Consider the following 15724-nt stretch of genomic DNA (forward strand, 5'->3'; position numbering starts at 1 on the left):
GTGGTTGTCGCTGCGCAAATTGTTTTAGGAGATGTGCATGCCGAGCCCTCGTGACGTCCTGGCACTGATCGAGAGAATACGGTGTATTTCAAGCGAGGAAGAACGCCAGCATTTGCTGTCGTCTTTGGGCGCTGTGGAACGGCCGACCATTCTGTCGTTCGTCAACGCACACAGCGTCAATCTGTGCGCGACCTCCGCTCCGGCGCTGGCCGCGTTCCGGGCTTCCGACGTGATCCTGCGCGACGGGATCGCGTTGCAGCTCTCCCTGCCCTGGCTTGGCCAGCCGGCGGGCCTCAACATGAACGGTACCGATTTCATCCCGCTGCTGCTGCGCACGCTGTCGGCACGCCGGGTGGCGATCTACGGCACGGCCACGCCCTGGCTGGAACGCTGCCGCACCCACCTGGAAGACTGCACACCGCACGCGTACGTGGACCTGCAGCACGGCTTTCATCCCAACGGCCATTACATCGAGTGCGCCCGGCAGCATCGCCCGGACGTCATCCTGCTCGCCATGGGCATGCCCCGGCAGGAGGAGGTCGCGGTCGAACTGAAGCGCGCGCTCGACCACAAGGTTTTGATCGTCAACGGCGGGGCCATCGTCGATTTCCTGGCCGGGAGATTCGCGCGGGCGCCGACGCTTGTCCAACGCCTTGGCTTCGAATGGGCGTTCCGGCTCGCCCAGGAGCCGCGCCGGCTGTTCCGCCGCTACTGCGTCGGGGCCTTCGGCTTCGCCCACAACGTCCTGCTTCTGCGCCGTGCCGCCGCCACGCGTTCGTCCCGCGCCCCAGCACCAGCGCCCATGCATAAGGAGCTTTGAGAAGTGGAAAACCTTCCCCAGATCAACCGCGGTGGGCCGCCGGTTCCGGCTTGGCCGACCGCCGGCGTCCCCGGCCCCGGCCTGTCGTCGCGAGGCGAATTCGAAGGGCAAGCCCCGGCCGCCGGGCCGGATTTCCGGTTCATCCTGCGCGTGCTGGGCAGCCACAAGTGGCTGATCGCCTTCATCGTGGTGACACTGACCGGGCTGTCGGCGCTGGGCGTGTCGATGCTGAAGGACCAGTACACGTCCGAAGCTCTTCTGCTGGTCGATAACCGCCAGGTGCGCATCGTGCGCGAGGCCGAACAGGTCGTCGGCGCCATGCCGGCCGAGGACGCGGCCATCCTCAGCGAGATCGAGATCCTGAAGTCGGCCCACGTGCTGAACCGGGTGATCGAGGACCTGAACCTGGGCACCCATCCCGAGTTCAACCCGCCGGCCCAGGAGGACGAGACCCTGCCGCTGATCGAGCGCGCGGTGGCCCAGGGCCGCGACCTCGCCAGCCGCGCCTGGGGCGACGAGCTGCCGGGCCCGGTCGCCTGGCTGCTGAGCCACGGCGACGGCGTGGCCAAGGACATCCGGGCGCGCGAGGCCCACGCCGCTCTCGGCAACGACCAGATCATGGCGCGCATCCATCGCAAGCTGGACGTCACCATCGTCGGCCGGTCGCGCGTGATCCAGGTGCGCTTCAGCGCCAAGGAGCCGCAGCTGGCCCGCGACGTGGTGGACGGCATCGTCCGCCACTACATGGAAACCCGCCAGAAGATGGACCGCGACCTGTCCACCGGCGCCATCGCCTGGTTGCAGGACCGCATCAACACCCTGCGCCAGGAAGTGGCCGAGGCCGATGGCAAGGCCGAGGCGGCCCGCATGAAGGCCGGCCTGATCAAGGGCGGCACCGGCCCGATGGCCATGCACGAGCTTGAGTCGACCCGCATGCGTCTGGCCGAGGCCGCGGCCATCCGCGCCCGCAGCGTCGCCCAGGCCGATGCGCTGGAGCGCAACCTGCGCGCCGGCAACTGGAACGCCATCGGCGGCAGCATCGCCTCCCCGGTCGTCGCCCAGCTGCGCGCCACCGTCGCGGCGATCTCCACCGAGATGGCCCAGCTGTCGCGCCAGTACGGCCCCAAGCACCCGCGCATCGTTGAACTCCAGGCCCGCCTGAACGAGGCCAACTCCTCGCTCCAGCAGGAAATCCGCCGCGAGATCAACGGCGTCCGCGAGGCCGCCCAGGTCGCGGTGGAGCAGGAAACCGCCCTGAAGAGCATGATCGCGAAGATGGAAGGCAGCTACGCGACCATGCAGGAGGACGCGATCCCGCTGCGCACGCTGGAGTCCGAGGCCCAGGCCAAGCGTCAGCTGCTCGACAACCTGCTGGCCCGCCTGGAGGAGGTCGAGGCCCAGAAGGACACCCGCGCCTTCCCGGCCGCCGTCAAGCTGGTGTCGGCCCCGCAGGTGCCGCATGAGCCGTCGGGTCCGTTCCGCGTCCTGCTGCTGCTGGCCGGCTTCGTCGCCTCGGTCGCCCTGTCGATCTTCACCGTGTTCGGCCTGGAGCTTCTGCAGCGCCACATCCACACCCCGGACGCCATCCGCCGCATCCTGGGCGTGGGCGTGGTTCACATCGTGCCGCACCACACCGACCGCAGCGCCAAGGGCCGGCTGTACAAGATCTTCCAGCGCCACCCGTTCTCCCTGTTCAGCGAGTCGCTGCGCGCCCTGTTCCGCAACCATCTGACCGACCTCGGCCCGGTGGGCTCCATCGCGGTGACCTCGGCCCGGCCGCAAGACGGCAAGACCTCGCTCAGCCTCGCCGTGGCGCAGGTGGCGAGCCAGGCCGGCCGGCGCGTGGTGGTGGTGGACACCGACTTCCGCCGCTCGCGGATCGACGGCCTGTTCGACCTGTCGGCCAAGAAGGGCCTGTCGGACTGGATCGCCGGCGAGGCGTCCCTGGACGAGATCGTCCACGTCTCCGACGAGGTTCCGTTCGCCATGGTTCCGGCGGGCCGCCTGAACGCCATGACGCTGGACCGCTTCAACGTGGACAGCCTCGTGCATCTGATGGCCGGCCTGTCGCCGCAGTTCGATCTGGTGGTGTTCGACACCGCCCCGGCGCTGGCCGTGTCGGACGCCCGCATCGTGTGCGGCGCCGCCTCCAAGGTTCTGTTCGTCACCCGCTGGGGCCACACCACGGCCAGCGACCTGCAGGCGGTGGCGGACCTCGGCCCGATCGACCACGACAAGTTCGTGTGCGTGATGACCGACGTGAACCTGAAGAAGGCCGCCTCGAAGGGCTACCAGGGTCCGTACAACAGCTACGTCGCGACCCGGAAGTACTACGGCAACCCGACCCTGCGGGTCACGCCGTAAGCCTCCCTCCCCTTGCGTCCACCCCTCTCCCTCCCATCCTGCATGAGGGGGGAGAGGGGCTTTTTTTCACAGCACGAGGCCCGACATCATGGTCCCGCCCTCGCCCAACACCCAGAAGTCCCGCCTGTTCGACCGCATCGCGCTGACCCGCCGCGACGCCCTGCGCGCCGCCATCGGCGCCGCGGTGCTGGCGAGCTGCAAGGCCGCCACCGCCCCGGCGGTCGCCGCCGCGCAGGCCCTGGCATCGCCGAGCGCGGCGCCGGACGTGACGCTGCGCGACGCCTGCCGGGCCGCCGGGGTCCGCCACGGCGCTGCTCGCGACCACTTCATCGAGCCGGAAGACCCGATGCTCGACACGCTGATGGCGCGGGAATGCGACGTGGTCACGCCGGAGAACGGCGGCAAATGGGCGGTCTTCCAGCCGCAGGACGGCCGGTTCGACTGGCGCCGCTTCGACGCCAGCGTGGAGCTTGCCCGCAGCATCGGCGCCCAGCCCAACTGGCACTGCGCCCTGTGGCAGCACATGGGCATGCCCGACTACATGAAGCTGCCGGTCGATTTGATGCCGGAACTGGGGATCGGCGAGAACCGCTACTTCTCCGCCGAGGGCACGCTCTCCCCCGAGAATCATTGGGAGCGCTTCACCGACATGGTCGCCGCCGTGAAGCGGCGCTACGGCGACATCTTCTACCGCATCGACGTGGCCAACGAGGTCTTCTTCTGGGAGACCGGCTACAGCCACCCGCATGAGCAGGACCGCCACGGCTTCCGCAAGGGCATGTGGTGGGTGGCGGCCGGCGGCGCCGAGAAGGGGCCGGAATGGCTGGATCCCTTCTTCCACCACATCCGGCAAGCCTTCCCTTCGGCCAAGCTGGTCATCAACGACTTCGGCATCGAACTGGCGGAGGGCTGGCAGCAGCGCAAGCGCGCCTACCTGCTGACCTGGCTGACCGACGCCGTGGCGCGCGGCGTGCCGATCGACGGGGTCGGCCTGCAAAGCCACCTGATGGCCGGCAAGCCCTACGACCGCGACGGCATGCGCCGCTTCTACCGCGCCGTGGACCGGCTGGGCCTGCCGATCCACATCACCGAATTCGACGTGGACGAAACCCACCTGCCCCGCGCCTGGTCCCGCACGGAGAAGGACCGCAGCATGGCGTGGCTGGCCGGACAGTATGTGGGCGATGTCATGGCCAACGCCCGGCTGGCCGAGCTGTGCTGGTGGCACCTGCGCTCCGACCTGAACTACATCGCGCGGGAGAAAGCAGAGTTGCAGCCGCAGCCGTCGCCGTACGACGCCGCCTCGCGCCCGTTGCCGATGTACGAAGCAACCGTGCAGGCCCTGCGGGGGAGGACGCGGGCGGGGTAGTTCCCGGACGGTGTCGCGGCGAGCCCCCTTCCTCCCAGCCTTCGGCTGGGCCCCTCCGAGGTCGCTCGCAAGTCTCGCGACCGCGCTCCGCCTACGGTCGCCTTTGGCGCCCGTCCGGCCTGCGGCCGTCGGCTCCACGCCCCCATCTTCGGCGGGGGCAGGTTGCATTCCCTCCCCCGTGCACGGCATGGGGGAGGGTTAGGGTGGGGGCCCGATGCGACCACCCTCCCGCCTCGGGCGGGAGAGGGTTACCTCCACCCCCTCCCCTACTCCGATCGAACCGGTCATACCCGCCATTCGCACCGCCTACGAACGATTTCCGGCTCCCTAAATTCAGGGCTGGTCATGTCGCTTTTTCCCCATGAGGTCGGTCATGGAACGCCTGAACGCCCAGGAACTGGTTGCCCGCTACAAGCGGAAATTCGGCCTCGCGCCGAGCTATCCCCTCAGCGAGAGCATGGTTCTTCAGCACTGGGATCTGGAACGCCGGCTGGCGCGCGAACTGCTCGACTCCCGCCGCGAGGAGCGCTGGTCGGTGTTCGAGCGCTGCTACACCGCGCTCTATTCCGCCTGCCCCTGGCTGAACGACGCGGTGGACACCTCGGTCCAGGACGACCAGCTGGACTTCGGCCATTTCCTGACGCTGCTGAAGGGCGCCACGGACGTGTACGAGGTCGGCTCCGGCAAGGCGCGGCTGCTGGGCTTCCTGGCCCGGCACGGCTATCGCTGCGTCGCCACCGAGGTGACCCGCGAGCGCGGTGAACGCTGGATCGACGAGCGCACCAACGTCACTTGGCGCTGCTGCGACGGCGTCAACCTCGCGGAGTTCGAGCCGAAGGAACAGTACGACGCAGTCGTCTCCACCCACGTCATCGAGCATTTCCACCCCGACGACGTGATCCCCCACATGGAGAACGTGCACGCCATCCTGAAGCCGGGCGGCCGTTACGTGCTGAGCATGCCGCACAAGCACGCCGGGCCCATGGACCTGTCGGAGGTCTTCGGGCTGGACGAGCCGATCTGCATGCACCTGCGCGAATACACCTGGGCGGAGACGGAGGCGGCGCTGCGCAAGGCCGGCTTCGAGCGGATGGAGGCCGTCTACATCGCCCCGATGTCGGTGCGGCGGCGCCTGCCGATCCATTTCTCCGGACGCGGCTATCTGGCCTATGTGAAGGCCGTGGAGGCTCTTCTGGGCGCCATGCCGTTAACCATGCGGCGCAAGCTCGGCAAGCTCGGACAGCTTTATCTGTTCCGTCCGGAGGTTTTCATGGTGGCCCACAAGGCCCGATGAGATCTCCCCCGAAATCTGACCTGTAAAGAAATCAAACACTTGTGGTCGCGAGAGCCCACTGTGTCTTTTCAGGCGCAGTAAAGCGGGATTCTCGCGTCCCTTTCTTTTCACAGGCGATCGTGGCTTTTGGGCAGCATTTCCCTAAAATGCGAAATATCTCGTTAACCATTCTGGACGAACCTCGGCTCCAGCGAAAAACGGAAAGAGGTATCTTCCAATGGCAACGACCACCACGAGCCTCGTCGACACGACCTTCGTCGTCAACGCCTCGGGGCAGGCTGCCGGCGGGATCTGGCCGCAGTTCAAGCTGCGCCTGGATGGCGTCGATCTCGGCCAGGCCACGGTCAGCTCGACCACCGCCGGCCGCTACACCTTCACCGCCAAGGTCGCTCCCGACCAGGCGCACAAGGTGCAGATCGTCTACACCAACGACGGGTACGTGAACGGTCAGGACCGTAACCTCCTCGTCAAGTCTTTGGAAGTCAACGGCAAGTCCGTCAGCTCGACCAGCTCGCTCGTCACCTACGACAAGGGCGCCGTCGACGGCAAGGACGTCGTCCCCGGCCAGGAAGGCATGTGGTGGAACGGCGCGCTCGACTTCGCGCTGACCAAGGACTACTTCCCGGTCACCACCCCGACTGCCCCGGCCGGCAACGCCCAGATCGTGATCAACGCGCAGGGCAACGCCGCCGCCGGCGTGAACGCGCACTTCAACCTGCTGATCGACGGTAAGAAGGTCGGCGAGGGCACCGTCGGCACCACCGCCAAGGACTACGCCTTCACAACCAACGTGGCGGCCGACCAGGCGCACAAGATCCAGGTCCAGTACGACAACGATGCGACCATCAACGGTCAGGACCGCAACCTGATCGTCAACAAGATCACCATCAACGGCAAGGCCGTCGCCCCCGACGCGTCCATCGTCAGCTATGACAAGGGCCCGCTGGACGGGCAGGACGTGATCAAGGGCCAGTCCGGCATGTGGTGGGACGGCACCCTGGTCGTCAACGCCGATAAGAGCTACTTCCCGGGCGGCAGCACCGGCACGCCGACGACGCCGGTCCCGCCGACCCCGACGCCGACGCAGCCGTCGATCACGGTCAACGACGTCACAGTGACCGAGCCGACCGGTTCCTCGTCCAGCAGCACGGGCATCGCGCCGGGCTTCCTGTCGACGGACGGCGGGCAGATCATCGACAGCACCGGCAAGGCGGTGAAGCTGACCGGCGTCAACTGGTTCGGGGCCGAGGGCTACGCCTTCGCGCCGCAGGGGCTGTGGATGGACAGCTACCAGAACCAGATGGCCAAGATGAAGGAGCTGGGCTTCAACGTCATCCGCCTGCCCTACTCCGACGCCATGCTCGACGCCGGCCGCCGCCCGACCGGCATCGACTACGCCAAGAACCCCGATCTGGTCGGCAAGACCTCGCTGGAGGTGTTCGACAAGATCATCGAGCACGCCGACAAGATCGGCATGAAGATCATCCTCGACCACCATCGCTCCGGCGACGGTGCCTCGGCCAACGAGAACGGGCTCTGGTACACCAGCCAGTACCCGGAATCGAAGATGATCGAGAACTGGAAGATGCTGGCGACCCGCTACAAGGGCAACGACGCGGTCATCGGCGCCGACCTGCACAACGAGCCGCACAACCCGGCGACCTGGGGCGACGGCAACCCGGCGACCGACTGGGCGCGGGCGGCCGAGCGCATCGGCAACGCCATCCAGTCGGTGAACAAGGACTGGCTGCTGATCGTGGAGGGCATCGAGACCTACCAGAACCAGTGGTACTGGTGGGGCGGCAACCTGCTCGGCGAGAAGAACTACGAGGTCAAGTTCAACACGCCGGACAAGCTGGTCTACTCGGTGCACGACTACGGCCCGTCGCTGCACATGATGTCCTGGTTCAACGACGGCAACTTCCCGAACAACATGCCGGCGAAGTGGGATCAGATGTGGGGCCACTTCATCAAGAACGACGAGGCGCCGGTGCTGGTCGGCGAGTTCGGCAGCCGCATGGAGACCGCCATCGACCAGAAGTGGATGCCCAAGCTGGTCCAGTACATGAACGGCGACTGGGACGGCAACGGCACCATCGACCTCGCCCAGGGCGACCAGGGCGCCAGCTGGACCTACTGGGCCTGGAGCCCCGGCTCGGGCGACACCGGCGGCATCATGAACGACAGCTGGCAGGTCGACTATCGCAAGTACGACGCCATCAAGGCCGGCCTGTACAAGGGTTCGACCGGTGGCCCGGCGACCGCCGACGCGACCTTCACCGTGAAGCTGTCGAAGGCCTACACCGAGGCGGTCACCGTGGATTACGCCACAGCCGACGGCACGGCCAAGGCCGGTTCGGACTACACGGCGACCAGCGGCAAGCTGACCTTCGCCGCCGGTGAGACCAGCAAGACCGTTACCGTCAAGGTGCTGAGCGACAGCGTCGCGGAGGGTACGGAGAACTTCTCGCTGAAGCTGTCCAACCCGACGAAGGCGACCATCACCGACGCCACGGGTGTCGGCACCATCAACCCGCCGGGCACCGCCCAGGCCCTGGCCATGGCCGCTCCGGCCGATGGTTCGGTGGATGTGTGGACCCATGCGGTGACCCAGCAGCAGGCCGAGGCGGCCACCTCCTCGGCTCCGGAGATCACCCCGGTCGCCACCACGGCCGCGGCTGCGGAACTGGCTGCCCTGGGTGCCGAGCACCTGGAATACGGTCATTCCCACTACATCGCGACCGAAGGCGCCTGATCGGCGGTTTCGATCATCCACGCAGGAAGAGCGACTTGGGCCGGCAGCGCACGCTGCCGGCCTTCTTTTTGTCCGCTTAGGTTTTGCTTGTCCGCTTATATCTCAGGCGCGTTTGCCAGTCGCGTTGCCCGGCGCCTGATACCAAATCCCGGTGATCGGAACCGATCACCGGGCCTCAATCGCCGGCGCGAGCGTCCGCTCGCTTGGCTCCGCGGGCATGTGCCCGCGCGGCGGCGGTCGCCGCCGATACCAAGGCCCAATGAGTTGTTCTCATTGGGCCTTGGTATGAGTGCCGGTGAGCCGGCACGACAACTCGTCGATCCGGGATTCCAGCAGTCCCCGCAGGTGCGGCACCGCCTCGGCCTTCGGCAGAAGCCGCCCGGCCTCGAACGCCCGCAGGACGTCGGCGGCGTTGCGTCTTAAACCATTCTCGTCCGATTGCTGTCTGTTCATGCGACTTCCCTTCCCCCTTTGCCCGTCAGTGCGATTGCTGCACGCGGCTGATGCGTTCGGTCAGGGTGTCGAGGCTGCGGATCAACTGCGTTTCGTCCTTCGGCTCGATCTGTCCCTTGCGCTGGGCGAGACGAAGAGCCGCTTGCGCCTCTTCCAGGCAATCAAGCGTGTGGCGCACGTAATCGTGTTGTTCCATGTTCCCCTCGCCTCCAAAGCCGTCGTCAATCCGAGGACAAACAGGCCGGGGGTTGCTCGGTTCCACCACTCCGGACGACTCCTTCCGGATCGGGGCGAGGCGGGGCGCGGTCAGGGACGCCGCGCGAGGCTGTCCATCTCCTTGGCCCAACCGCTGTAGCTGCGGTGATAGTCGACCAGGGCCGGGTCGTTCCGGGTCCGCTCCGCCAGGGCGTGCATCAGGGGTGCCTGGGCCGCCGCCAGGGCTTTGGCGTCCGGCCGGCGGGTGGCGGTCAGAAAGGAGGACAGGCTGGTGACGAGGTTGCCGCCGGTCGGCTTCGCCGCCATCTTCGCCAGATCGTTGAGCGTCCAGGGCATGTATTTCAGGATGTAATCGACGTAGGTCCGCATGACCGGAGCCTGTTCCAGCAACTCGCCCCGTTCCCGGTCGAAGTCGGCGCGGTCGAGGATCGCGTGGTTGCTGTAGACGACCGGCGCCGCCGCCGAGACGTCGCACTGCCAGCCCTTGCGGGGAATCAGCAGGTCGGCTTGGTCCTTCTCATCCCGATACGGGTAGAAGGGCATGGTCCGGCAGCGCGACGGCTTGTCCGCGTGGATGCCGCAGAGATTGTCCGCCCGCAGTTCCGGACATGGGTAGGAGGGCGGCAGATAGGCGGTCGGCTGGACCAATACCGCCACCGTCTTGCGGTTGGGCAGTCGCACCGTCTGGCCGAGCCGCGTGGCGAGATCGTAGGACTTCGCGTTCGACCGCACCGGCGTCCACACCATGGCCAGCGGAAAGCGGCCGGCGTGGGCGACGGCGTCCTTCAGCGTCAGCGGCAGCCAGCCGTGGCAGCATTTGCCGCAGGCGGTGCAGGAAAAGCGCGGTTCCATGGCGGGGACGCCCCGTTCAGCCTAGTACCAAATCCCGGTGATCGGAACCGATCACCGGGCCTCAATCGCCGGCGCGAGCATCCGCTCGCTTGGCTCCGCCGCATGAGCGGCGCGGCGGCAGTCGCCGCCGATCCCAAGTACCGATGAGACCAACTCATCGGTACTTGGGATCACGCGCCGCAGCAGGTCTTGTACTTCTTGCCGGAACCGCAGGGGCAGGGCTCGTTGCGCCCGACCTTCACCACCCGGCGCGGTTCGCCCTTAGGGTTTACCTCGCCGCTGACGTAGAGCCAGTTGCCGTCCTCGCGGCGGAAGACCCCGCGTTCATGATGTCGCATGTCCAGCCCGTCGCGGCGGAAATGGATCAGGAACTCGACCATGCCGGCGTCGCCGTCCTCGGTGGCGCGCAGTACCTCCAGGCGCTGCCAGTCGCATTCGTCGGCCACGCGCTCGGCCTCCGCCCGGTTGAAGTCCTCGCGGATCTCCGGTGCGTGGGTGCGTTCCACATGGTCGAGGTCATGGCGGACGAAGGCGGTATAGCGGGACCGCATCAGCGCCTCGGCGCTCGGAGCCGGCGCGCCGGCGAGGATCGGGCCGCAGCACTCGTCGAAGGAACGGTCGGAGCAACAGGGGCAGGAGGTCATGAAGCGATCCTGGACTGGGTGGAAAACCAGGGCCGCATCCGCCCGGGTCATCGGTATCAGCGGGATAGATCAAAGCCTTCGCCCCCGTCAACCAAGGACCGTCAGCCAGGGACCGGGGCCTTCGCCGTCGCGAGATGGACGAAAGCCTCACCCGCCCGCCCCACAGGCCTTGCACGGCGCCCGCCCTTCCCGGATCACCCTCGCCAGGGTCTCCGCCAACTCGCGCGGCTGGACGGGCTTGTGCATCAGACGGCAGCCGATGGACTTCGCCTCGCGCAGGCGTTCCGGGGCGGTGTCGCCGGTCACGATGATCGCCGGCACCTTCCAGCGTCGCCGCACCATCTCCACCACCGTGCGGCCGGTCGCTCCGCCCGGCAGACGGTGGTCGGCGATGATCACGCTGGGAACGGCTGGGACTCCGTCGAGCCGGGAGGCCAGTTCGTCCGGCGTGTGGGCGGCCACGACCCGGATGCCCCAGTCCTCCAGCATCATGGACATGCCCTTGAGGATGTTGTCGTCGTCCTCCACCACGAGGGCGACATGGCCGGCGAAGTCCGGTGTCAGAGGGGTGACACCGCTCGGCGCCGTGGCCGGAGCCGGAGCCGGCGATGCCAGGACCGGGCAGGCAGGGACCGCCGAGCCCGCCAGGGGAACGGAGACGGTGAAGAGCGAACCGCGCCCGACGACCGAGCGCACGCCGACGCGCAGGCCCAACAGCCGCGCCATCCGCGCGACGATCGACAGGCCGAGCCCGAAGCCCTTGGTGGAACTGCGCTCCGGGTTGTTCAGCTGGTGGAACTCCTCGAAAATGGTGTCGAGATGTTCCGGCGGGATGCCCGGCCCGTTGTCCCAGACCTGGAACTCCGCATGGTCGGCGCGGCGGCGGCAGGCGATCAGCACGGCACCGCCCGATCCCGACGAGGCGCCATGCTTGATCGCGTTGGACACCAGATTGCGCAGGATGCGGTCGAGCATCTGCGGATCCGTCAGGATCGGCTGGCCGAAGGGGCGGCAGCGCAGCTCCACCTTCTGCGACTGGGCCTCCGCCCGGAACTCGCTGACCAGACGGAACAGCAGCGGATCCGGGTCGAAGTTGACCGGTGCGGGCTCCACCACCCCCGCCTCCAGCCGCGACAGGTCGAGCAGCCCGTTGAGCATGGAATGCAGGGAAGCGATGGAGGCCTGAAGCAGCTCGAACAAATCCGCCACCCCGATCTTCTCCGCGTGCCGGCGCAGCAGTTCGGCGTAAAGGGCGGCAGCCTGGATCGGCTGGCGCAGGTCGTGGCTGGCGGCGGCAAGGAACTGAGTCTTCGCGCGGTCGGCGCGCTCCGCCGTTTCCTTGGCCCGGCGCAGTTCGTCCTCCAGGTGTTTGGTTTCGGTGACGTCGAAGATCAGGCCGATCAGCCGTTGCGGTCTGCCATCCGGGTCACGCTCCAGCACCCGGCCGCGTCCGGCGATCCAGCGCAACCCCTTGGCGGGGTGAAGGATGCGGAATTCGGCGCGGAACTCCCGGTCTCCATTCCGCAGAATGCGTTGGATGGAGGCCTCCGCCGCCGGCCGGTCCTCCGGCAGGATGGCGGACAGCCAGCCGTCCAGCGACGGTTCGATGCTGCCCGGCGGAATGCCGCAGAGTTCGTAGCACTCCCGCGACCAGACGACGGAACCCCTGGCGATGTGCCAGTCCCACATGCCCGCCCCGGCGGCGGTCTGGGCGAAGTGCAGCCGCTCGTCGCGTTCACGCAGCGCGGCGAAGGCGTTGGCCAGTTCGGCCGTGCGGTCGTGAACGCGCCGCTCCAGCGAGGCGTTGGCCTGCTCCAGATGCTCGGCGAAGTCCTGAAGTTCCTCGTTCAGGTTCGAACCCGGGTCGGGCTTGCCGAGGTTGGACTTGGCCGCCCGGCTGGACAGCAACTCGCCTTGCAGCCGTTCCAGCCGCCCGGCGAGATCGGCGGCCTCTCGCTGGGCCTCCGCCAACCGGGAGCGCAGCGCGGCGGCCTCACGCTCGTGCGCTTCCAGCGCGGAATCCACTTCCACGCGCTCGGCCGCAAGCCGATCGGCCCGTTCGCGCGCGTCCTCGGCCGCGACCAGCGCCTGTTCCAGCTCCTGGTCGAGGACCGAGAGCCGGCTGCGCAGCTCATCCCGCTCCTTCAGCAGTTCCTCGACAGATGGCATGGAATGCCCCGGAAACCCTCACCGGAGATCTCTAACTGTTTTTCTCCTCAGTTGTTCACCGCACCACCAGAAATTGGACGAAAGAACTATGGGCCCCCCGATCACCGCCCCACATCGGGGACGACACCACCGGCCAAATGCGGCTGCAACAGTTCATAGGGGATTCGGTCCGTGCGGTCCGGATGATCGCTGAAGGGATCGTTCACCAGCAGAATCGGGACGGCATCGCGCAAGGTCTGCATGTACTCGATGCCGCGCAGCACCACCGCGTGCCCTTGCTCCGGCCCGTTCTGCAGGGCCAGCACGACCGGCCGCCCGCCTTGCAGAAGCCGGTGCATGCGGTCCACGTCGAAAAAGGGCGCGGGCTTGGCTGCGACGCCGGTGAACAGCTCGATCAGATGCCCGATTCCGACCAGCGTGCCGTCCTGCCGGCAGTGCTCCGGGTGGTCACAGCATTCGCCGGGGGGGACGTTCCTGGCGATTTCCAGCATGCGGCACTGGGGCAGGTCGAATTCCGGCATCGTCCAGCGGATGACCTGCTTGGCCGTGGCGACCCAGCACCAGTTGGGCGTGTCCTGCCGGATGTTCGGAATGCCGAGATCGACGTTCACCGGCGCCGGTCCCGCCATGGCCGAACCGCAGCAGAGAAGAGCCGACAGAATCATGCTGAAACGGAAAGACATGGCGGGGCCATCCATGGTGCCGTCGTTCGGGCCAGCAAGCCCGCAAGACCCGAACAACAGCCACCAAGCCCGGTCGTTCGCCCGCGTCTCAAACGACCGCACAGGTTTCGGCGCGTCGAAATCCATCCTCGCCTGTTTGTGCTTGGGCCGAAAACCCCGACATTCGGGAGACCACACCCCAATGACACAGACACTGACTCTGTCGATGGCCGACGCCATTGCGAACAAAACCCTGGAGACCGGGCGGGAGAAGAAATTCCAGCCGCTGACCGTCGCCGTTCTGGATGCCGGCGGCCACCTGAAAGTGCTGAAGCGGGAGGACGACTCCAGCCTGCTGCGGCCGGAAATCGCCATGGGCAAGGCCTGGGGCGTGCTCGGCATGGGGTTTGGCGGGCGCGAACTGGCCCGCCGGGCCGCCAAGATGCCTGCGTTTTTCAACGCCGCCTCCGACTTGGCCGGCGGGCTGATGGTTCCGGTTCCGGGCGGGGTGCTGATCCGCTCCAAGGACGGCCGCATCATCGGTTCGGTCGGCGTCACCGGCGACGTGTCGGAGAACGACGAGTTGTGCGCCGTCGCCGGCATCGAGTCCGTCGGGCTCGTCGCCGACACGGGCGGGGTGGAATAGCCGCTCAGCCTTTCCCGGCGGGAGCGACGCGCAGGATTTCGCCGCTGTCCTCGTCGGTCAGCAGGTACAGCGCTCCGTCCGGCCCCTGTTTGACCTGGCGGATGCGCTTGCCGAGCGTGGCGAACATCCGCTCCTCGTGGGTTACGCGCTTGCCGTCCAGCTCCAGGCGAACCACCTCGGCCGTGGCCAGCCCGCCGTTGAACAGGCTGCCCTTCCAGCCCGGAATCAGATCGGCGGTATAGAAATCCATGCCGGAGGAGCCGATCACCGGCGTCCAGTGGTAGATCGGCTCCTCCATGCCCGGCGCGCTCTGCTTGCCCGTGCCGACCGGCGTCCCGTCGTAGTTCACACCGTAGGACACCACCGGCCAGCCGTAGTTCTTGCCGGGCTCGGGCACGTTGATTTCGTCGCCGCCGCGCGGCCCATGCTCGTTCATCCACAACTGGCCGGTCTGCGGATTCAAGGCCGCGCCCTGCGAATTGCGATGGCCGTAGGACCAGATCTCCGGCAGGGCGCCGGGCCGGTTGACGAAGGGGTTGTCCGGTGGCACCGACCCGTCCGGATTGATGCGCACCACCTTGCCCAGATGCGAGTTGAGTTCCTGTGCTTGGGTGCGGAAGCGCATCTCCGACCGCTCGCCCAACGTCACGAACAGATGCCCCTGCCGGTCGAAGACGAGCCGCGATCCGTAGTGCATCCGGCTCTGCACCTTCGGCTTCTGCGAGAAGATGACGCGGACGCCCTCCAGCAAACGCCCATCGGCGCTCAGCGCCCCCCGCGCCACGGCGGTCGAGTTCGTTCCGCCCTCCCCCGGTTCCGAGAAGCTGAGATAGACGAGGCGGTTGCGCACGAAATCCGGGTCGAGCGCCACGTCGAGCAGTCCGCCCTGCCCCCGGTCGTCGACCTTGGGCACGCCCCGCAGTGGCTCGGACAGCTTGCCGTCGGCGGACACCATCCGCAGGGTGCCGCCCTTTTCCGTGACCAGCATGCGGCCGTCGGGCAGGAAGGCGATTCCCCAGGGATGGCTGAGCCCCCCCGCATAGGTTTTCACCTGGACCGCAGCCTTTTCCGTCCGGAAAACCTGATCCACCGCACGCGCGTCGCTCACGCCGAGACAAGCGGCAAGCGCAAGGGCGCTCACAAAAGCGCTCACAGTGGCTGCGGTTCCGGCAATGCGCATACGATCCTCCCACGTCTTAACACCGCAAGCGTAGGTAAGCGCGGAACGGTCGTGGACAAGCTCCTCCGTTCCGCCTAGGCACCGCTCGCAAACGCGAAACCGGCCGCCCCTGTTTGGGGGCGGCCGGTTTCGGTGATCGTTGGGAAGACGTTGCAAGTGACGGTGCGTTGAGCGTTCGTTGTGTGTGGCCGTTGTTGGTGTTGTTGAGCTGTGCGCGTCGTGGCGACCTGGCGGCGACCTACTCTCCCACGTCTTAAGACGCAGTACCATCGGCGCTGAGGCGTTTCACGGCCGAGTTCG

General features: G+C 67.3%; 13 protein-coding genes and 1 rRNA gene. 6 read left to right on the forward strand and 8 right to left on the reverse strand.

Annotated features, from left to right (window positions below; translation table 11 throughout):
• Nucleotides 1-37 precede the first annotated feature (37 nt).
• From J2852_RS28840 to J2852_RS28860, 5 genes are all read left to right on the forward strand, one after another.
• Complete coding sequence (locus tag J2852_RS28840; RefSeq protein ID WP_246500062.1) at nt 38-820, forward strand: WecB/TagA/CpsF family glycosyltransferase; 783 nt, start codon at nt 38-40, stop codon at nt 818-820.
• Nucleotides 821-823: 3 nt separating this feature from the next.
• A complete protein-coding gene (locus J2852_RS28845) occupies nt 824-3184 on the forward strand; it encodes a GumC family protein (protein WP_343206843.1) in 2361 nt (786 codons plus the stop codon).
• An 88-nt stretch (nt 3185-3272) separates the two neighbouring features.
• Nucleotides 3273-4553 (forward strand): endo-1,4-beta-xylanase, encoded by a 1281-nt coding sequence (locus J2852_RS28850; RefSeq protein WP_209882349.1) that lies wholly within the window; start codon nt 3273-3275, stop codon nt 4551-4553.
• A gap of 373 nt (nt 4554-4926) precedes the next feature.
• Nucleotides 4927-5847 (forward strand): SAM-dependent methyltransferase, encoded by a 921-nt coding sequence (locus J2852_RS28855; RefSeq protein WP_209882351.1) that lies wholly within the window; start codon nt 4927-4929, stop codon nt 5845-5847.
• 217 nt (nt 5848-6064) lie between these two features.
• A complete protein-coding gene (locus J2852_RS28860; protein WP_209882353.1) occupies nt 6065-8602 on the forward strand; it encodes a cellulase family glycosylhydrolase in 2538 nt (845 codons plus the stop codon).
• A 270-nt stretch (nt 8603-8872) separates the two neighbouring features.
• On the opposite strand, the gene J2852_RS28865 is transcribed toward J2852_RS28860, so the two are convergent.
• From J2852_RS28865 to J2852_RS28890, 6 genes are all read right to left on the reverse strand, one after another.
• On the reverse strand, nt 8873-9055 hold the full coding sequence (locus tag J2852_RS28865) for a hypothetical protein (RefSeq protein WP_209882355.1): 183 nt from the start codon (nt 9053-9055) through the stop codon (nt 8873-8875).
• Nucleotides 9056-9080: 25 nt separating this feature from the next.
• On the reverse strand, nt 9081-9251 hold the full coding sequence (locus J2852_RS28870) for a hypothetical protein (protein WP_209882357.1): 171 nt from the start codon (nt 9249-9251) through the stop codon (nt 9081-9083).
• A 110-nt stretch (nt 9252-9361) separates the two neighbouring features.
• The gene (locus J2852_RS28875) at nt 9362-10123 is read right to left on the reverse strand and encodes a YkgJ family cysteine cluster protein (protein ID WP_209882359.1); all 762 of its coding nucleotides are present in this window, start codon (nt 10121-10123) and stop codon (nt 9362-9364) included.
• A 170-nt stretch (nt 10124-10293) separates the two neighbouring features.
• On the reverse strand, nt 10294-10767 hold the full coding sequence (locus J2852_RS28880) for a YchJ family protein (RefSeq protein WP_209882361.1): 474 nt from the start codon (nt 10765-10767) through the stop codon (nt 10294-10296).
• A 147-nt stretch (nt 10768-10914) separates the two neighbouring features.
• On the reverse strand, nt 10915-12936 hold the full coding sequence (locus tag J2852_RS28885; RefSeq protein WP_209882364.1) for an ATP-binding response regulator: 2022 nt from the start codon (nt 12934-12936) through the stop codon (nt 10915-10917).
• Nucleotides 12937-13037: 101 nt separating this feature from the next.
• Nucleotides 13038-13619 carry a papain-like cysteine protease family protein gene (locus tag J2852_RS28890; protein WP_209882366.1) on the reverse strand — a complete coding sequence of 194 codons (582 nt, stop codon included), beginning with the start codon at nt 13617-13619 and terminating at the stop codon, nt 13038-13040.
• A gap of 181 nt (nt 13620-13800) precedes the next feature.
• Here J2852_RS28890 and J2852_RS28895 point away from each other — a divergent pair, with 181 nt between their 5' ends.
• Nucleotides 13801-14244, forward strand: a complete 444-nt coding sequence (locus tag J2852_RS28895; RefSeq protein ID WP_209882368.1) for a GlcG/HbpS family heme-binding protein — start codon at nt 13801-13803, stop codon at nt 14242-14244.
• 4 nt (nt 14245-14248) lie between these two features.
• Here the strand turns inward: J2852_RS28895 and J2852_RS28900 are convergent, their stop codons facing one another.
• Nucleotides 14249-15352: a PQQ-dependent sugar dehydrogenase gene (locus J2852_RS28900; protein WP_343206844.1), complete on the reverse strand. Its 1104-nt coding sequence runs from the start codon at nt 15350-15352 to the stop codon at nt 14249-14251.
• A 297-nt stretch (nt 15353-15649) separates the two neighbouring features.
• Nucleotides 15650-15724, reverse strand: a 5S ribosomal RNA gene (gene rrf / locus J2852_RS32460); the annotation flags it as partial.

This window comes from Azospirillum soli (genome assembly GCF_017876165.1).
GTDB classification, from domain to species: Bacteria; Pseudomonadota; Alphaproteobacteria; order Azospirillales; family Azospirillaceae; genus Azospirillum; species Azospirillum soli.